Origin of the sequence: Anaerostipes sp. MSJ-23 (assembly GCF_018918155.1) — a bacterium.
In the GTDB taxonomy this organism is placed as follows: domain Bacteria; phylum Bacillota; class Clostridia; order Lachnospirales; family Lachnospiraceae; genus Anaerostipes.
The window spans coordinates 1-19,522 of record NZ_JAHLPY010000006.1; the positions used below are offsets into that span (position 1 = coordinate 1).

The following is a 19,522-nucleotide window of genomic DNA, read 5'->3' on the forward strand; positions in this document are numbered from 1 at the left end:
TTGAAAATCCCCCAGAAGGTATGACGTCCAAGGACATTCGCCATAGGAGCGAGGAGGAACTTCTGGATATGGATGATTTCTTAAATGATGACGAACTTGATGACGATTTCGGTGAAGAAAGTTTCTATATCTTCTAAACTGGCAACCGTTTCTTTGTCATGCCCGCCTCTGTGCGGGCTATTTTCAATTCAACTGAACGCCAACGGCGGTCTTTCCTATAAAGCGAAGAAATCAAGCAGCATCTGCTTGATGACAATATGGTTGTCAAAAAAGACACTGACCGCCTTACTGTAAAAAATTATCCAAATTAGTAAAACCTCCTGAATTATCAAACATAAGATGATAATATCTAATTAAACAGAAAGCACCCACTCCAAAGGTGTATGCTCCGAGTTTAGGTTAATGAATGTCCTTAAGGACACCGCCTATCCTGTTGGCAGACAGGATAGGCATTTTTATTTTCGTCTGCTCTTCCTCGAAGAGCTTTTCTCTTTATCGAGAAAGGCAAGCAACGCTACAATCAAGCTACCAAAGGACATCAACAATGCTAATATCCCAATGAAAATCGAAATGATCTCATAAGCCGTCATCGACGCCATCTCTACGCTCCGCTCCGGTCGGCGCTAAACAATCGTCCCCCCCCCCGGACGCTTAATGCCCTGTCATGGGTACTTTCCTTAGATAGTATCCTAAAATAAGAACTAATGCTTCTGCAAGGATAAATAAAAATTATTGATTATCCCTCTACGTCGCAAAATACTATTTAGCATCGGTTACAATCGGAAAGTTCATTTCAACAATAAACTCTTTTTTTTCTATTTTTGCTTCAATCTCTCCATCCATCCGACTAACCAACTCCTTTGCAATAGATAGTCCCAATCCAGTAGATGTTTTACTTCTGGCAACATCTGCTTTATAAAATCGCTCAAATACCTGATCTATATTAATCTGTTCTGAATGTGTAACCTGATTGCTGATTCTAAGCACCGCCTGATTTTGATCACGTTCCAACACAATGCTAATCTTCTTTTCTCCATGATCCAGCCCATTTTTTATCACATTCTGGATAACACGGCGGAGTTCCTGCCTGTTTCCATGTATATACAACTGTTCTTCCGTAATCTGAATATCCGGCTGAATTTCCATTCTTACCCATTCATCATAGTATGAAAAAACTGTTTCTTTCAAAATCCGGTTCATACAGCACAATGTCAATTCCAAACTGTAAGATTCGTTTTTTAACTTTGTAAACATAAAAAGTTCTTCCAACATTTCATTCAGACTATGAATTCTTTCGTGGATAATGCTTAAATAACGTTTCTGATCCTCTATATTTTCACATTCTTCCATTAGCTGGAAATATCCGTCCAAAGATGTCAGTGGTGTGCGGATATCATGAGAAAGATTTGTATAAGTGTCCGCAATCAGAGCTTCTTTCTCCTGATAATGCTGCTTCTCTTTTCTTCGCAGTTCCAGAAGCTCATTCAACTTGTCAGAAAGCTTTCCTATTCCACCCACATCAAATTCATGGTTAATCAACATGTTACTGTCATGTTTCATCATAAACGCCAATTGGCGGCAGATGTCTTTCACCTGCCGCTGGTATTTCCACATAATAATAAATTGTAAGATAATAATTCCTGCTAATATCCCAATTACGATATACATCCGTTAAATATCCCTCTTTTGAAAAACAACGCTGCTTACTGATATCATCATAACGATGAACACTATTGCCACACCAAATGCCGCCAAACACTCATTTCCACTCGGATTCATAGGAAGCAGTGATAATTTTCCTGTTATCGTATACTTATAAATCTGGAAATTCTGAATTCCTATTTTTTGAATAGCACTATTGATCATCCCATACACAATGGTCATTACATTCATGCTAAGACAGACAGCAATGACCATGCTGATTACATTATTTTTCAAAATAATTGCAATCGCCATACAAATCAGCACAAGTGCATAATGAAGAGCCAGTTCAGTCACAAAATAAGATAAAATTGCCTTTGTATTTCCCCATTCCAATTCCCAGAAAACAATACCATTCGCCGCTGCCTGAAATAAGAATGCACCTGCCATTGTCAGTACCGTAAAGACAGCCAAGGCAATTGCTCTGGAAAAAATGAGAGTTCCTCTATTTCTAACCTGACCTCCTATATTCTTAATATATCCGCTACTGATATCCGCTGTTGAAAACAGAACAGTAAAAATCACCAAAAGCAGTGCATACAATTTTCCTTGGGAATTGGCAAAAAAGATATCATATACCGTCACCTTTTCTCCCGGCTCCGTAGGCAGCGTTACCATCATTCCCACATTAATATTATCCACAGTAGGTTCAGTAACCTGCTCCTGTTTCATGGCATCCTTTTCAGTCAAAAGCTCATAATCTGTCTTGCATAAAAATGTTGTAATCAATAATATTGCTGCCAGTACGATCCAGATTACATACATACTTTTGGTTTTAAGCATCCGGTATAAATCCATTTTTATTATATTAAACATGATCCGCACCTCCCGTCAGATTCAGAAAATAAGTTTCCAGTTCTTCACTGGTTATGGAAATCCCTTTTACCGGAATTCCTGACTTTGCAAGTTCCATATTCAACGCTGCACTTTCATTCAATCGTTCAAAAATATGAATATGCTCTTTATCTGTTACCTGATAGTTGGTAAATCCCATAGAATCCATCACCGGAATCGCCTGTTTCGGATGATCCAATGTCAACTCTATCCGTTCACTGCATCTTCTTATTAATTCTTCTCTTGTAATTTCCTGTAATAAACTTCCATTATGAATAATTCCATAATCAGTAGCAATCTTCGATAATTCCTCAAGAATATGACTGGAAATGCATATTGTCATATTCTTCTCTTTCTGAAGTCTCTGAATCGTATCCCGGATCTCTGCAATACCCTGTGGATCCAATCCATTGATTGGCTCATCAAGAACTAATAAATCTGGTTCTCCAACCAAAGCAAGACCAATTCCCAAACGCTGTTTCATTCCAAGTGAAAAATGTTTTGTTTTTTTCTTTCCCACATCCTCCAGACCGATAATTCTCAATATTTCTTCAATATAACTTTTTTTCTTTATTCCAAACAGCTTGCATTTGATATTCAGATTTTCATATGCAGTCATATTTCCATAAAGTCCCGGTGCCTCAATCAGACATCCTATCCGTGATCGAACTTTTTGCAAATTCTTTCCCTTGTATCCGAACATCTCGATTTCTCCACATGTTGGCTTGGAAAGTCCACTGATCATCTTCAGACAAGTTGTCTTCCCAGCTCCATTCCGACCGATAAAACCATAAATAGCACCTTTTTTAATATGCATATTGACACTGTCCACAGCTTTATGGTGTCCATATTGCTTAGTCAAATTTCTTGTTTCCAATAACATTTCGCTCAAGTTTTTCATCTCCTTTTTCTTATCTGCATTTATCATAAAGGAATAATCCTAATCAAACGCAAATAAATAGTAAAAAAAGAGTAAAGATTATAGATGAAGACGATAACCGATTCCCCAGACTGTTTCAATATATTCCTCAGATGTAACTTTTTTTATCTTTTTACGAATATTGCTTATATGTACATCCAGAGTTTTTGTTTCACCCATATATGGTTCGTCCCACGCATATTCAAAAATGTCCTCTTTACTGAAAACCTGCTTCGGATTTCTGAGCAGTAATTCTAAAATCGCAAACTCCTGTCTTGTTATCTTAGGAAGTATTTTTCCACCAATGCTGACCTGAAAAGTAGCTTTGTTCAATACCATCTCTCTGAACGAAAGGTTAGATTCTTTTATTTCCTTTTCTTCTGTATGACGAAGCTGTACCTGAATTCTTGCCAATACCTCTCTGATTTCAAAAGGTTTCGTTATATAATCATCAGCCCCACTAGTTAAAACCTTTACCTTTTCATCCAAGCTATCTTTCGCAGTCAAAACAATAACCGGAAGATTTCCCTTTTTCCGTATTTCCTCCAGAACTGCTTCTCCTGTAATTCCCGGCAACATCAAATCCAGCAACACCAGTTCATAGCTATGCTCCTGCATATTCAAAAGCAACTTTGCCTCAGTTCCGGAAAACGCCTGCTCACAGGAATAGCCTGCTTTGGATAATGCTTCCTGAAGCAGATTATTGATATTTGTATCATCTTCTACAATCAGTATTTTCTGCATGATAGTTCTCTCCTCTATTTTACACTGTGAAAACATTATTTTCTTGCATTATACGCTTTTCCCTTTTTTCCCGCAATTCCCCCCACAGATCCCCAGAATTCTCCAGTACATAACATACTTTTTGTTCCAGCTGAACTTATAATTTTCAGTATTCCTGAGCTTCCAAGATGCATATATCACTTTTTCCTTACCATTATGCCTTTATTTCTCCATCAGTGCTTTCGCAACCCTTATCCCGCCCACAAATAGAGCCAAACTAGAGCCATTTGATAAAACAAATGCCGGAAGCCCGCATAAATACAGGCTTTCGGCATTTTAATCCGTTATTCAAACTCAATTGTTCCAGGTGGTTTTGAAGTGAGGTCATACATTACTCTGTTGACTCCTTTCACTTCGTTAATAATTCGGTTCATGACTTTGTTCAATACTTCATAAGGTATTTCTGATGCTTCTGCTGTCATAAAGTCGATAGTTTTTACGGCTCTTAATGCTACCGCATAATCATATGTTCTGAAATCTCCCATAACTCCTACACTTCTCATATTTGTGAGAGCTGCAAAATACTGATTGATTTCTTTATCCAGTCCTGCTTTTGCAATTTCTTCTCTGTAAATCGCATCTGCATCCTGTACAATCTTTACTTTTTCTTCAGTTACTTCACCAATGATTCGGATTCCAAGTCCTGGCCCTGGGAATGGCTGACGGAAGACGAGTTTTTCTGGAATTCCTAACTGTAATCCTGCCTGTCTTACTTCATCTTTAAACAGATCACGCAATGGTTCAATAATTTCTTTGAAATCAACGAAGTCTGGTAGTCCTCCCACATTATGATGGGACTTAATCACTGCTGATTCTCCACCCAATCCGCTTTCTACTACGTCTGGATAAATGGTTCCCTGTGCAAGGAAGTCTACAGCTCCAATCTTCTTTGCTTCTTCTTCAAAGATACGGATAAACTCTTCTCCGATGATCTTACGTTTTGCTTCTGGTTCTGTAACTCCTGCAAGTTTGTCATAATATCTCTGCTGTGCATTAACACGAATAAAGTTCAGATCAAACTGTCCGCCTTCTCCAAATACACCTTCTACTTCGTCACCTTCATCTTTACGAAGTAGTCCGTGATCTACAAATACGCATGTCAGCTGTTTTCCGATTGCTCTGGACAGAAGTCCTGCTGCCACAGAAGAATCTACGCCACCAGATAAAGCAAGGAGTACTTTTCCGTCGCCGACTTTCTCACGGATTTCTTTGATTGTACTTTCAACAAAAGCATCCATTTTCCAGTCTCCAGCGCATCCACAAACTCCAAGTACGAAGTTAGACAACATCGTTTTTCCTTCAACTGTATGAAGTACTTCCGGGTGGAACTGAATTGCATATAATGATTTTTCTGCATTTTCTGCTGTTGCTACCGGACAGTCCGCTGTATGAGCAGAAATTTCAAATCCTGGGGCAACCTGTGAAATATAATCTGTATGACTCATCCAGCAAATGGTTTTTTCAGAAACATCTTGAAAGATTTTAGAATCTTTCTTGTCAACAAGAACTTCTGTTTTTCCATATTCACTGACTTCGGCTTTTTCAACTTTTCCCCCAAGAACATGCTGCATTAACTGTGCGCCATAGCATAATCCAAGAACTGGAATTCCAAGTTCAAATAATTCTTTGCTGTATGTTGGAGAATCCGGTTCGTAACAACTGTTTGGTCCTCCTGTCAGAATGATTCCTTTCGGATTCATTGCTTTGATTTTTTCAATATCAATTTTGTAAGAATAGATTTCACAATATACATTGCATTCTCTTACACGACGTGCTACCAGCTGATTATACTGGCCGCCAAAGTCAATCACAATGACTAATTCGTTCTTCACTCGTTTTCCTCCTACATTCAGGAAAATATCCTTATTTATCTTTCGGAATTTTCCATACATATTTTGTCTGGTTTTTATTCACCTTTTAATACATCAACTTTATCCAGTCTTTCCCATGGAAGATCCAGATCGTTTCTTCCAAAATGACCGTAAGCTGCTGTCTGTTTATAAATTGGTCTTCTTAAATCTAACATCTTGATAATTCCAGCTGGTCTTAAATCAAAATGTTTACGGATCAGATCTACTAATTCCTGATTTGATTTCTTTCCTGTTCCAAAAGTATCTACCATAATAGATGTAGGCTCTGCTACACCAATGGCATAGGATAACTGAATCTCACATTTATCAGCTAATCCAGCTGCAACAATATTCTTTGCAACATAACGTGCGGCATAAGCTGCAGAACGGTCTACTTTTGTGCAGTCTTTTCCAGAGAATGCTCCACCACCATGGCGTGCATATCCACCATAAGTATCTACAATAATCTTTCTACCTGTTAATCCAGAGTCTCCATTTGGTCCACCAATAACAAATCGTCCTGTTGGATTAATGAAGAATTTTGTATCTTCATCAACCATAGATTCTGGCAGAATCTTATCAAAGACTTCTCTCTGAATATCTTCATGAATCTGTTCCTGTGTAATTTCAGGATCATGCTGTGTAGAAAGTACAACTGCATCTAATCTAGATGGTTTTCCATTTTCATCATATTCAACGGTTACCTGAGTTTTTCCATCTGGTCTTAAATATGGAAGTGTTCCATCTTTTCTAACTTTTGTCAACTGTCTTGATAATTTATGTGCAAGAGAGATTGGATATGGCATATATTCTTCAGTTTCATTTGTTGCAAAACCAAACATCATACCCTGATCTCCAGCTCCGATTGCTTCGATTTCTTCATCAGTCATATCGGTTCCTCTGGCTTCCAGTGCTTTATCTACACCCATGGCAATATCACTTGACTGTTCATCAATTGCTACGATAACACCACATGTATCTGCATCAAATCCAAATTTTCCTCTAGTATATCCTATTTCTTTTATAGTATCTCGAACGATTTTCTGAATATCTACATAAGCATTTGTAGAAATCTCACCCATAACCATTACAATTCCTGTTGTTGTACATGTTTCGCATGCAACACGGCTCATTGGGTCCTGTTCGAGTAACGCATCTAAAATTGCATCTGAAATCTGGTCACATATTTTATCTGGATGGCCTTCTGTCACAGACTCAGATGTAAAAAGTAATTTATCCATTTTGTGTCCTTTCTTGCATCTCAGCAATAAATCTTTAATTATTTTATTTCCTTTGAAGCATTTTACACCTATCCAAGTGCTTTTTTCAATAGCAAAATACTGAATCTAATGAGAATCTATTACTCCTCTGGCATAAATGGAACATTTTTGCTTCGTATTACTTCGATTTCTAAGATTTTTCCATCGTGTGCTTTTGCAACCCTCAAAGCACCGCCTAAAAAGAAATAACACTGCCCTTCCTGAAATCCGTGTTCATCCGTTTTTACATATTCTATCATTAATTCCTCCAGAGTTTCTCCTTTAAATTCCTCTGGAATCTTCACATGTACTAGTTCATTAATTCCTGCAATTTTTTGTGATGGCAGAAAAATCGTCTTATCTACATCATCAAACTTGCCAAATAAAAATTTCTTAATGGCAAATAAGATGGCAATCGTAACGATACAAATCAAATTTTGCATCGGCGATGTATGTTGTACGATCATTTGTCGTGCAATCGCAAACATTAACACTTCCACAAGGGTATCTGGCGTATGTTTGCATAACATCTTGATAAACTCAATACAGATAACAAGATTGAATGCCACTCCTACAAACTCATAAATCTCTGTTGTATTTGGGTTTGATATCAACAGCTTTACAAGATCTTTCACAAGCCATATTGTCCCGCCAATCACCGCAACTGTAATGATCACCGACAAAATCAGCTCTACCCATTTGGAAACTTTAAACACTTCATTTTTCAGGTATTGTCTCATGCGGGCACTTCTCCTCTATCCTATTTTCAACTTATATTTTGCGGCTTCTTTTTCGCTATTTACAAGCTTGATTTCACCACCAAGCTCTCTTAATTTCTTTTCAAATTCTTCATATCCACGGTAAATATAACCAATTTCACTAACTGTCGTAAATCCTTTCGCTGCTAATCCAGCAATGACAAGCGCTGCTCCAGCTCTTAAATCGGGTGCTTCTACATCTGCACCAGTAAATCCTTCAACCCCTGTAATTACAGCAGTTCTTCCATCTACCTGGATCGTTGCTCCCATTTTTATCAGCTCATCTACATAACGGAAACGATTTTCAAAAATGCTCTCAGAAATTACACTGGTACCATTAGAAAGTGCCAATGTTACTGCTATCTGTGGCTGCATATCTGTAGGAAATCCTGGATATGGCAATGTTTTAATGTTAGTAGATTCCAATCTTTTTGTCGCTGACACGCGAACAGCATCATCAAATTCATCTACCTGTGCTCCAATTTCTATTAATTTTGCACTAATTGCTTCCAGATGTTTTGGAATCACGTTTTTGATCATAACGTCACCTTTGGTTGCAACTGCCGCTGTCATAAATGTTCCAGCTTCAATCTGATCCGGAATAATGGAATACTGACAATCTCCAAAGCGTTCCACACCTTTGATTTTAATAACATCTGTTCCTGCTCCTCTAATTTTTGCCCCCATGCTGTTTAAGAAGTTCGCTACATCAACGACATGTGGCTCTTTTGCAGAATTTTCAATAATTGTATCCCCTTTTGCCAGTGATGCTGCCATCATAACATTGATTGTCGCTCCTACAGAGACAACATCCATATAAATATGACAGCCTCTTAATTCATCTGCCCTTGCACTGATCATACCATTTTCAATTTCAATTTCAGCTCCAAGCGCCTTAAAGCCCTTGATATGCTGGTCAATTGGACGGCTTCCGATTTCACATCCTCCTGGAAGGGCTACTCTTGCTCTTTTATATTTTCCAAGAAGAGCTCCGATTAAATAATAAGAAGCACGAATTTTACGAATAAATTCATTATCAACATCACATTCCGGATGAATCCCTTTTCCACTAATCGTTACTTCGTGCTTACCTGTTCTATCAACTGTTGCTCCAATTTCTCCCATTGCTTGCAGCAATACGTTTATATCTCTTACATCTGGCATATTCTCTATCATACATTTTCCATCGGTCATTACTGCTGCTGCCAGCACAGGTAATGCCGCATTCTTAGCTCCACCAATCACTACTTCACCAACAAGCGGATTTCCGCCTTTAATGATATACTGTTCCATGATACACCTCAATTAATCTATATTATTAAACCTAATTTCTACTTTGGTAATTTTTAAAATCATACATTCTACATTATAACATAATATTATAGGTTTTCCAATACCTTTTCCAATGAGCTTCCTATAGATAATTCATCCAGTTTTACCGTAATATCTGTGTATTTTTCATACAGTGGTACACGTTCACAGTATAAATCATATAAAGTCTGCCCCTCTTTTAACACAACACCTCTTGCTTTTAAATCTCCGAGACGTTTTTCTACAGACTCATAACTAAGCTGTAAATAAATAATCTCACCAATCTCTTTAAAATGTTCCATTGCCTTTTGACAATAAACAACACTCCCCCCAGGTGCAATCACTGCCTCGTTCGCATCAATAGACGCATTTACGTCTTCTTCTATTTCTTTAAATCCATCATTTCCACAATCTGCAATAATTTCCTTTAACAATTTTCCTTCTCTTTGCTGGATAACAAGATCCGTATCGATAAATTCATACCCAAGTGATTTTGCAAGAAGAACTCCTATTGTACTCTTGCCAGAACCTGGCATTCCAATCAGTATATAATTATTTGCTTTTTTTGCCATTGTGTCTTTTCCTTTTCTTTTTTTTCCTTACGGAGTAACCAAATGTACCCAGTTGCTTCCCTGATTCAAAATAACTGCCATGAGAATAAATAAGCGGATTTGTCTTCTCTAAAGCAAATCTTCCATTTTCTTCCATATAATCATCATCTACCATAATATTTACAACTTTTGCCATAAACATATGATGAGATCCCAATGGCACGATCTTTTCTACTTTACATTCAATATTAACCGGACTTTCTGCAATCACTGGTGCATCAATTTCCTGTGCTTCCTGTTTCGTCAGTCCTGTTTCTTTAAATTTATCTACATCTCTTCCCGAACGAACGCCACAAAAATCTGTTGCTTTTACCAAAGCCTTTGTTGTCAAATTAATTACAAAACTTCCACTGTTTTTAATCATCTCATAAGAATGACGTTCCGGTCTTACCGAAATGTATGTCATCGGAGGATTTGTACAAATTGTCCCAGTCCATGCAATCGTAATAATATTATCTTCTCCCTGATCTCTGCATGTAACCATAACTGCTGGAAGAGGATAGATCATATTTCCCGGTTTCCATGATACTTTTGCCATAAATCATATTCTCCTATAATGCATCGCAGATTTCTTTACGAAGCTGTTCCATATCTGCGGCTTCCATCGAATGTTCTTCCCATTTCACTGTAACAGTATCTCCCTCATAACGTGGAATTAGATGCATGTGGAAATGAAAAACAGTCTGACCTGCAATCAATCCATTATTTTGTAAGATATTCATTCCATCGCAGTTTAATGCTTTCTTTAACGCCCTTGCTACAACGGTTGCAAGCTGGAATAATCTTCCTGCTGTTTCTACATCGATATCATAAATATTTGCATAGTGTTCTTTTGGAATGATCAAAACATGTCCTTTACTTGCTGGCGCAATGTCCATGATCACTTTGAACTCCGAATTTTCATAAATTGTATTGGACGGAATATCTCCACTAATAATTTTACAAAAAATACAATCTTCTTTTTTCATGTTTTCAACTTCCTTTCCATTCTTTGACTTTTAATGTACCTGTGAAGTATTTTATCCCATCAGCTGTTTTTTTTCAAGAAGCCTCTTTTTGAATTTTTTGTTACATTTTCATTGCAATTCTATTTTATTTTCAATATTCATAAATATATTCCTAAATTTTTTTTAAGTTTTTGCAATTTTTCACTTTCTATTCACAAATTTTGTGTTATAATAATGGACGTAAAGTAGTTAATACTTTCAAATCCTACCCCTCTTGAGGATGAAAATCCTCTCCTTATTGTTTTAAAAGAAAAGAACCGGCATAAGCTGGTTCTTTTCTTTTTTTATAAAGTTATAATTCTCCTTTTTGCTCACGTTTCATCAGATCTTCAAGAATCTTATCATATTTTTTATCTAACTGATATAATACAAGAACTATTATAACAACAATCCATACAATCATTGGCCCTATTTTATAAACATTCATAATCATACGAATGGCACTTTTCGGCTGACTAATTCCATTTAATGCCGAACTTATATAACCGGCTGCTGATAAAAGACTTGTAATAACCGCTGTTGCAACGCCCGATCCAACTTTTGCTCCAAGGGAACCGCCCGCAAAAATAAGACTTTCCTGGCGAATATGTGTTTTCCACTGTCCGAATTCTACAACATCTCCAAGCAATCCAAAAATAACAGCATTCAATGGTGCAAGACCAATTCCCCTTGTTACACAGCTCATAATAACCCAAGTAAGACTTTCCGGATGAAGAAAATATAACATCTACCCTGCCATTGCAAGAACGGCTCCTGCGAGAGCAATGTTTCTTTTTCCAAACATTTGAAGAAGAAATGGACATAAAAAAGTTGCTGCAATCAAAATTCCAGTTTCCATCAAATACAATGCACTGTAAAGCCACGAACTATTATGAAAAATATATTTACAATAATATGGAAGAATCGTTCCTGTCACACAAAAGATAACATTTTGCATCATCCATAAAATTAGGACTGCCCAGAAATATTGGTTTTTGATCAATGCTCCAAGTGCTTTTTTTATTGGAATCTTTCCCTGTTTTTCTTTTGCTTTAATCTGAACATTCTCTTCACATTTCATAAAGCAAAATTTTTCACGTCCGCGTTTTGCGATCGGTAATGGTATATCAAAAGATTTTACCGGGAACAAATCCTGTTCTACAACAACCCATCCATCATAATTTTTCTCTTCCATAACTTTATGAAGCTTAGCAAAATCAATGCTTCCTTTTCCTGGTTCTACCATGATATCTTCTGTCACTGCTTTTGCAAAAGACCATTTTTCTTCATCCATCTTTGCTTTTACTGCTAAATCACAGTCTTTAATATGAATATATGGAATTCGATCGGCATGTTTTTCATAGAAAGAAATCGGCTCTCCCCCTCCATAAACATGATGTCCTGTATCAAAACACAACTGAACATTTGTATCTCTTAACAATGCTTCTATCTGTTCTTCTGTCTGCACATGGCAATCTACATGAGGATGAAATCCAGATCTGTATACATACTTGAAAGAAGTACAATATATTTTGCTTCTTCAAAATGACTTAAAAGAGCTGCAATATTATCGATTGTTTTGCACATTTCATCTATAGAAGCATCATCTAGGAAATCCCCTCCGACAGTTCCTGCTACCAAAGATAATTCTCTTTTCTCAAGTTCATCTTTTAATTCTGGATATGTATTTGGGAAATATCCCCATGGTCCCAGTTCCACTCCATCATATCCTGCTTCTTTCATCTCATCCATACACCGATTCCATGGTGTCTGTTTTTCATATTCTGGGAACCATACACCCCATGAATCTGGTGCTATTCCCACTTTTATTGCCATCGCTTTTCTCCCTTCCTTCTTATTTTACTTTTACCCATTCATTTGTTTTTGCAGACTTTAAAATTGCTCCTACCGTACGATCAATCTTATATCCAAATTCAAAGTCACATGCGTACTCTTCTCCTTTTGTCAGCGCTGCAAATAACTCATGCACTTCAAGGATCTTCATATCATTATATGCAATAGAAATTCCTCCTGCTGGCTGGAATGCAGAATATCCTTTATGTTTTGGATTTAACAATACTGTTCTAAATCCTCTATCTACTTCATCATCAGACTTTAAATAAACTTGTACTTCTCCCATACGTTCCAGATCATAAAATACAGATCCTTCCGTTCCCTGAATTTCATAAGCAAGATAGTTTTTACGTCCGGTTGCTACACGACTTGCAGCAATTGTTCCAACAGCTCCATTTGCATATTTTGCCATAAATGTAATAATGTCTTCATTTTCTACATCAGCCATTTCAGTGGATCCAGCTTTCTTAGGTCCTTTGGAAATACGGTTGTCGCCATCGCATTGACTTCTGCAATATCTCCCATAATAAACTGAGAAACACTTAACAGATGAGAACCAAGATCTCCTAATGCTCCACATCCTGCCAGTTTATTAATATGTCTCCATATAATAGGAAGAGATTCATCCAAAAGCTGATCCTGATCATAAGTTCCAGTAAAGCGCATAATCTTTCCTAATCTTCCACTCTGTACCAGTTCTCTTACATACGCATTGGCCGGATTCATTGTATTATTAAATCCTACATAATTGATAACCCCTTTTTCTTTCGCGAGCTGTGCAAGTTCTTTAGATTCTTCTGGTGAAATTGACAATGGTTTTTCACAATATACATTTTTTCCGTTTTCTAATGCTGCTTTTGCAACTTCATAATGAAAGGCATTTGGTGTTGCGATATCTACAAGATCGATATCTGGATCTGTCACCAATTCTTTCCAATCCGTTGTAACTCTCTGAAAACCAATCTTATGCTGTGCCTCTTTTGCACTTGCTTCATTTGTATCTGCTACCATTTCAAAAACTGCGGTTCCATAGTCTGGTCCAAACAGCATCTGTGCGTCTAAAAATGCACTACTGTGCGCTTTTCCCATCCATCCTGCACCTACAAGTCCAATACGAATTTCTTTCATCTTCTTTTCCTCCATAAAATTTTAATTACCATTTCATCATTACCATACAACGAAAATGAGTTACATATTTATCCTGATCTATGTTTCTTTCTTTTCTGATGTTTGACTATATTATAGCCATTGATTCTTCAAATGTCATTTCAATCAATGCTCATATTCTATACAAAAATTACTTTTTATGATATACTGTATTCACTTATTATTTTTTATGACAGAAAGGAAGTATCTCTTATGAAAATTGAAGACCGCGGTGTGATCGAACCATCCTTTATGGATTTTACAACTCCATCAAAATTTGCCAGAGAATCTCTTTACTATATTTCAAGATATGGACATTTTTATTGTACAAAAGACTATTGTATTAAAAGAGATTTTCTCGACTCATTTTTGCTTGTCTATATCGTTCATGGAAATTTCAATATAGAAACCCAAAATCAAATTACAGAAGCTTCTGAAAATCAAATCATTCTTCTTGATTGCCATTTTGCACATAAATATTACTGCACTACTCCTACAGAATTTTTGTGGTTTCATTTCAATGGAAATGGCAGCCAACAATACGTTGATTTTTTGCATGAGAAATTTGGATTAATTTTTGAAAACACACAAAGTCTTCGCCATTCCCTTTTATCTATTTTGACCTCTCTACAAACAGCATTGATCAATGAACATCAGGTCTCTTCTAATTTTTCTTCTATTCTCAGTCGACTAGCTGTTCCTGAAAATACAACAATGATTTCTGATCATCCATTAAATCCTTCGGTTTCTTATATCACAAAGCATTATGCCCAAGAAATAAATTTGAATGATCTTGCACACTCCTGCGGACTTAGTGTCTCTCATTTTATCCGTAGTTTTTATCAATATACAGGGTATACTCCTCATGGATTTCTTCTTTCTTTTCGAATTCGTCAGGCGAAACAACTTCTTCTTACAACAACAAAGACGGTAGAAGAAATCAGTGAACTTTGCGGTTTTAACAGTGCTTCCCATTTTGCACGTGCATTTCGAAAACAAGAATCCATGAGTCCTTCTGAATTTCGAAAAATGTCTTTTTAATTTTTTGTTTAAATGGCAATAAAAAAAGATATCTAGTGATAATGATCAATCATTCGATATCTTTTTATTTTTATTAAATTTCTGTTCTGCCTTCCAGTGCGCGAAGCAAGGTAACTTCATCTATATATTCAAGATCTCCTCCTACCGGTACACCGCTTGCAATTTTGCTGACTTTAATTCCTGTTGGTTTTACCAGCTTACTGATATACATCGCTGTTGTTTCACCTTCTAAACTGGAATTCGTTGCAAGAATCAATTCTTTGACATCTCCCTGAAGTCTTGCCATTAATTCTTTTAAACGGATATCTTCCGGTCCGATCCCAAGCATTGGCGAAATTGCTCCGTGAAGCACATGATAAACACCTTCATATTTCCCAGTCTTTTCATACGCCATAAGATCTCTTGTATTTTCTACGACCATAATCGTACTATGATCTCTCTTATCACTGGCACAGATCGGACAAAGTTCCTGATCCGTTAATGTGCAGCATTCTTTACAATAATGGACATTTCTTTTTGCGCTGATGATTGTATCAGAAAGTTTTTTTACCTGCTCTTCTGGCATATTCATAATATGAAATGCCAAACGTCCTGCTGATTTTGGTCCAATACCAGGCAGCTTTCCAAGTTCTTCAATCAGCTGTGTAATCTGATTGCTATAATAATCCATAATCTCTTAGAATGGGAATCCTCCGCCCATTCCACCTAAGCCACCAGTAATCTTGCCCATCTTTGCCTGAGAATCTTCTTCCATTTTGCGAAGAGCTTCATTTGTTGCTGCAACAATTAAATCCTCCAACATTTCAATATCATCTGGATCTACAACTTCTTCTTCTAAAGACACAGAAACAACTTCTTTCTTTCCAGATACAACAACTTTTACAACTCCTCCGCCAGCAGTTGCTTCATATGTGGATTCTTCCAATTCCTTATTTGTTTCCTCCATCTGTTTCTGCATTTTCTGTGCCTGTTTCATTAACTGATTCATATTTCCGCCCATTCCCGGAAATCCTCCTCGTTTTGCCATCTTTTTTTCCTCCTGAATTTATCTTTTTTATTTTATTATACTACAGGTTGATGATCTCATGCCAGTGCTCAGTGATCACACGAACATTATTCCTCAATCTTTACGTCCATATGGATGCAATCTAGATTGATCATATCTGCATCATCCCGTGGATTTTCTATAATTCCAACTTCTAAATTGACATCTCTTCCAGACTGTCGATTTAGTTCCTGCCTCAAAGTTTCAATTCTCTCTGGCTCATCAAGAAAATATCCACTCTCCACATTCATTTCTTTTGGAAACATTACTTTTAAAGCTGTCCCATCTTCATTCACTGTCAGCGTAGCTCGCTGAAGACAAAATTTCATTTGCGGGGAAAGATTTCTTTTGACATCTCTCCAATGATCTACCAGTTCTGTTAATTCTTCCACTTTAGCTTTTGGAAACTTTTCTTCTAATTGCTGCCTTACATTTTTGGGCTGTTGCGTTTTTTCCTGAATCGGCTGTACCTCTTTCTCTTGCACATTTGCCTGAACTGTAATCCCCTCTTTTAAAAGCTTCTCCAACTGTCCTTCCAGTAAACGAACTCTTTCAAGAATGCTACCTTGATCAGATTCCATTTGTGGCTGACAAAGTTTCATCATTTCTACTTCAACAAGAACTCTCTTAGAAGTTGCAAATCGAATCTCATTCAATAGATCTGATAAAATTCTGATATAGCGGATTAACATTGTTTCATTTACCTTTTCTGCTTTTTCCTGCAGCAATTTTAACTGGTCTGTAGAAACATCAAGTGCTTCTCCTGCAGCTGCTCCTTTTCCAACAAGCAAAAGATTTCTCAAATACCAGAGAAAATCTGTAATAAACTGGGACCATTCCCTTCCTTGTTGAGAAGTTTCTGATAAAAGATCCATTACTGCCGTTATATTATGATCCAGGATATCATCCAGAAGATCACTGTAAACTTGAATATCAACAGTTCCAAGAACTTCAAGAGCGTTGTCATATGTAAGTTTTTTTCCAAGATAAAAGGCAATGCACTGATCCATCAGACTCAACGCATCACGCATGGAACCATCTGCCATTCTTGCAATATAAGCAAGCGCCTTATCTTCAACTTCTACCTGCTCTTTATTCATCAAATTTCTAAGCTGATCCTGAATTGTCTGTGCTGTAATACGATGAAAATCATAACGCTGACATCTGGATAAAATAGTAATTGGAATTTTATGAACTTCTGTTGTTGCCAGAATAAAAATCACATATTCCGGTGGTTCTTCCAATGTTTTTAATAGTGCATTAAAGGCTCCAATGGAGAGCATATGCACCTCATCAATAATATATACTTTATATTTTCCTGAAGCCGGTGAATACTGTACCTGTTCTTTGATATCGCGGATATTATCAACACCATTATTAGACGCCGCATCAATTTCGATGACGTTCATAGAACTTCCTTCCATAATCTCCTTACAGGTTTCACATTCATTGCATGGTTCTCCATCCACTGGATGTTCACAGTTTACCGCTTTTGCAAGAATCTTGGCTACCGTTGTCTTTCCGGTTCCTCTTGTACCACAAAATAAATAAGCATGTCCGATTCTCCCGGTCTTAATCTGATTTTTTAGTGTTGTTACAATATGATCCTGACCTTTCACTTGATCAAATGTAGTCGGTCGAAATTTTCGATATAAAGCCATATAAGACATAACGGTCCTCCTTTCTTCCTGATTTTTTACTTCTGAAACATTGTAACATAATCACAACCATTGGAAAAGGGCAAAAAACATCGAACTTTTGCCGACTGTTTTCATTGCGGACATATCTTTTTATGCTCATAATAATAAGTAGAAAAATAGACAGGAGAGATGAAAAATGAATCAGCCTTATGAGCTTACGACATTTTCACACGAGATAAATAATTCATTGACCTTAATTTACGGGCAGCTTCAGTACATAGAAAATACGAAAGAAGAGTTGAAAAAAGATGAACACTGGAAACAAATGAAAGAAGATTTTTCTTCTTTATTTGATCTAATCCGACAGGTTCTTACTCCTTCTGCTCATGCAGCTTCTGCTGCTATGGAACCTCAAGATCTGATTGGAATCTTTCGTGAAGTCCGCTCTTCCTGGGCTTATCGTTTGAATCGTGAAAATATTGGCTTTTATATTCAGGCAAATCCTCCGGGACCTTATTATGTTTACGGATCTAGATCCAAACTCCTACAAATGTTCCACAATCTAATATCAAATGGCGTCAAAGCAATCGAACAAAAGAAAGGTCCTGCAAAATCACCAAATATTACCATTCATTTAAGTCAGGAGCAGGGACATATTGTATTAAATATTTCTGATACAGGAATTGGTATGACAAAAGAACAACAGACAAGAGCTTTCTACCGTGGAGTTTCCTTTCTTCCAAAAGGAAATGGTATTGGTCTGTCTGTTGTTCATGAAATTGCACAGGAAATGCATATTAAAATTCATATGGATTCTGCCATCAATCAAGGCACAACCTTTACCCTTGTTTTTCCGGCCAGAGAACATACAAAACAAAGGCCAGTATAAATCCTGCAACACATCCCCCGATATGAGCTGCATTGTCTGTACCACTGCTTTGAAAACCGTGGTACAGACTTCCTGCAATCATAATAAAAATCCATGGTCCATCAAAATCGTTTAATTGTTTTCTTTTACATAAAAATATTGCTGCCAATGCTCCACAAATTCCAAAAATTGCTCCGGAAGCTCCAACAGACATTGTATGATCTCCAAGCATTCCATAATAAAGAACAGAAACCAGACTGCCAAAAATTCCTGAAGCTGTATATAAAATCAAATACCGGATGCTTCCCATAATCTTTTCAAGTCTTGAACCAAGCAACACAAAGACAATCATATTATTGGCAATGTGGTCCAGTCCATAATGAAGATAATTGGAAGTAAGTAAGCGATAAAATTGGTGTTCTTTTAAAACAAAATCTGATCGGCATCCCCAAAGAGCGTAAATCTTTTCTCCATTCCATTCACATAAAAGAAACAGTAAAATATTAATTATTGTAAGAAGAATCGTGACCTTAAAACTTCCAAAAGAAATCTTTTCTTTTTTCTCTGCTTTTTCTTCTCTCATGGCATATAACATTGCAGAAACTGGTTTATATAATTCTGAAAATTGATTTTCCGGGTCTAAAAATGCATGATTTCCGTGTTCAGAAAGAACAATAATCAAAATCGGAACATAAAATCCAAGTGATTCTTTTCCTTCTTTAACTAATGATTTTAAATCTTCTTCGGAAACTAAACTTCCATCTGGATTTTCATCATAAATAACAAAAATCCCCTTTGTCTTTCCATTCAGTTTTTTCGTATAACATGGTCCAGCTTTTGTACTTACCTGTTGATATCCATGAATCTCCAATAATTGAATTATTTTTTGATACATAAACGCCCCCTGAATCTTTCT

At 36.8% G+C, this 19,522-nt stretch carries 20 protein-coding genes and 1 pseudogene; 2 read left to right on the forward strand and 19 right to left on the reverse strand.

The genetic code is table 11. The features are described from left to right. Positions 1-759: 759 nt before the first annotated feature. The 15 genes and pseudogenes from KQI71_RS05805 to KQI71_RS05875 all read right to left on the reverse strand — a co-directional run bounded on the left by KQI71_RS05805 (position 760) and on the right by KQI71_RS05875 (position 13,994). Entirely contained in the window at positions 760-1,668 is a 909-nt protein-coding gene (locus tag KQI71_RS05805; RefSeq protein WP_216434984.1) for a sensor histidine kinase, read from the reverse strand. 3 nt (positions 1,669-1,671) lie between these two features. After that, entirely contained in the window at positions 1,672-2,517 is an 846-nt protein-coding gene (locus KQI71_RS05810) for an ABC transporter permease (RefSeq protein ID WP_216434985.1), read from the reverse strand. Continuing rightward, positions 2,510-3,463, reverse strand: coding sequence for an ABC transporter ATP-binding protein (locus KQI71_RS05815; protein WP_216434986.1), 954 nt, complete (start codon positions 3,461-3,463; stop codon positions 2,510-2,512). Before KQI71_RS05815 ends, KQI71_RS05810 begins: the two co-directional genes overlap by 8 nt. Positions 3,464-3,514: 51 nt before the next feature. Then, positions 3,515-4,198, reverse strand: a complete 684-nt coding sequence (locus KQI71_RS05820; protein ID WP_216434987.1) for a response regulator transcription factor — start codon at positions 4,196-4,198, stop codon at positions 3,515-3,517. 323 nt (positions 4,199-4,521) lie between these two features. Continuing rightward, on the reverse strand, positions 4,522-6,069 hold the full coding sequence (gene guaA / locus KQI71_RS05825; protein WP_216434988.1) for a glutamine-hydrolyzing GMP synthase: 1,548 nt from the start codon (positions 6,067-6,069) through the stop codon (positions 4,522-4,524). A 74-nt stretch (positions 6,070-6,143) separates the two neighbouring features. Then, positions 6,144-7,328 (reverse strand): methionine adenosyltransferase, encoded by a 1,185-nt coding sequence (gene metK, locus KQI71_RS05830; protein ID WP_216434989.1) that lies wholly within the window; start codon positions 7,326-7,328, stop codon positions 6,144-6,146. Between the two features lie 119 nt (positions 7,329-7,447). Then, entirely contained in the window at positions 7,448-8,086 is a 639-nt protein-coding gene (locus KQI71_RS05835; protein WP_216434990.1) for a phosphate-starvation-inducible PsiE family protein, read from the reverse strand. A gap of 15 nt (positions 8,087-8,101) precedes the next feature. Beyond that, positions 8,102-9,397, reverse strand: coding sequence for a UDP-N-acetylglucosamine 1-carboxyvinyltransferase (locus KQI71_RS05840; protein ID WP_216434991.1), 1,296 nt, complete (start codon positions 9,395-9,397; stop codon positions 8,102-8,104). A gap of 86 nt (positions 9,398-9,483) precedes the next feature. Continuing rightward, positions 9,484-9,987, reverse strand: coding sequence for a shikimate kinase (locus tag KQI71_RS05845; protein ID WP_216434992.1), 504 nt, complete (start codon positions 9,985-9,987; stop codon positions 9,484-9,486). After that, entirely contained in the window at positions 9,968-10,564 is a 597-nt protein-coding gene (locus KQI71_RS05850; protein ID WP_216434993.1) for a flavin reductase family protein, read from the reverse strand. Before KQI71_RS05850 ends, KQI71_RS05845 begins: the two co-directional genes overlap by 20 nt. Positions 10,565-10,577: 13 nt before the next feature. Further along, positions 10,578-10,994 carry an HIT family protein gene (locus tag KQI71_RS05855; protein ID WP_216434994.1) on the reverse strand — a complete coding sequence of 139 codons (417 nt, stop codon included), beginning with the start codon at positions 10,992-10,994 and terminating at the stop codon, positions 10,578-10,580. A gap of 331 nt (positions 10,995-11,325) precedes the next feature. Further along, positions 11,326-12,480, reverse strand: a pseudogene (locus tag KQI71_RS05860) (MFS transporter). A gap of 8 nt (positions 12,481-12,488) precedes the next feature. After that, the gene (locus KQI71_RS05865) at positions 12,489-12,848 is read right to left on the reverse strand and encodes a sugar phosphate isomerase/epimerase family protein (protein WP_216434995.1); all 360 of its coding nucleotides are present in this window, start codon (positions 12,846-12,848) and stop codon (positions 12,489-12,491) included. A gap of 19 nt (positions 12,849-12,867) precedes the next feature. Then, positions 12,868-13,314, reverse strand: coding sequence for a Gfo/Idh/MocA family oxidoreductase (locus KQI71_RS05870; protein WP_216434996.1), 447 nt, complete (start codon positions 13,312-13,314; stop codon positions 12,868-12,870). Next, positions 13,302-13,994 (reverse strand): Gfo/Idh/MocA family protein, encoded by a 693-nt coding sequence (locus tag KQI71_RS05875; protein WP_216434997.1) that lies wholly within the window; start codon positions 13,992-13,994, stop codon positions 13,302-13,304. Before KQI71_RS05875 ends, KQI71_RS05870 begins: the two co-directional genes overlap by 13 nt. 231 nt (positions 13,995-14,225) lie before the next feature. Here KQI71_RS05875 and KQI71_RS05880 point away from each other — a divergent pair, with 231 nt between their 5' ends. Further along, positions 14,226-15,053 carry an AraC family transcriptional regulator gene (locus KQI71_RS05880; protein ID WP_216434998.1) on the forward strand — a complete coding sequence of 276 codons (828 nt, stop codon included), beginning with the start codon at positions 14,226-14,228 and terminating at the stop codon, positions 15,051-15,053. Positions 15,054-15,126: 73 nt separating this feature from the next. On the opposite strand, the gene recR is transcribed toward KQI71_RS05880, so the two are convergent. The 3 genes from recR to dnaX form a co-directional block, all read right to left on the reverse strand. Continuing rightward, complete coding sequence (gene recR, locus KQI71_RS05885; protein WP_216434999.1) at positions 15,127-15,723, reverse strand: recombination mediator RecR; 597 nt, start codon at positions 15,721-15,723, stop codon at positions 15,127-15,129. A 6-nt stretch (positions 15,724-15,729) separates the two neighbouring features. Next, a complete protein-coding gene (locus KQI71_RS05890; protein ID WP_216435000.1) occupies positions 15,730-16,080 on the reverse strand; it encodes a YbaB/EbfC family nucleoid-associated protein in 351 nt (116 codons plus the stop codon). Between the two features lie 86 nt (positions 16,081-16,166). Continuing rightward, positions 16,167-17,768, reverse strand: a complete 1,602-nt coding sequence (gene dnaX, locus KQI71_RS05895; protein WP_216435001.1) for a DNA polymerase III subunit gamma/tau — start codon at positions 17,766-17,768, stop codon at positions 16,167-16,169. A 166-nt stretch (positions 17,769-17,934) separates the two neighbouring features. Here dnaX and KQI71_RS05900 point away from each other — a divergent pair, with 166 nt between their 5' ends. Continuing rightward, positions 17,935-18,627, forward strand: a complete 693-nt coding sequence (locus KQI71_RS05900) for a sensor histidine kinase (RefSeq protein ID WP_216435002.1) — start codon at positions 17,935-17,937, stop codon at positions 18,625-18,627. Here KQI71_RS05900 and KQI71_RS05905 read toward each other — a convergent pair. Further along, positions 18,578-19,501, reverse strand: coding sequence for a rhomboid family intramembrane serine protease (locus KQI71_RS05905; RefSeq protein ID WP_216435003.1), 924 nt, complete (start codon positions 19,499-19,501; stop codon positions 18,578-18,580). The genes KQI71_RS05900 and KQI71_RS05905 overlap by 50 nt on opposite strands. Positions 19,502-19,522 lie beyond the last annotated feature (21 nt).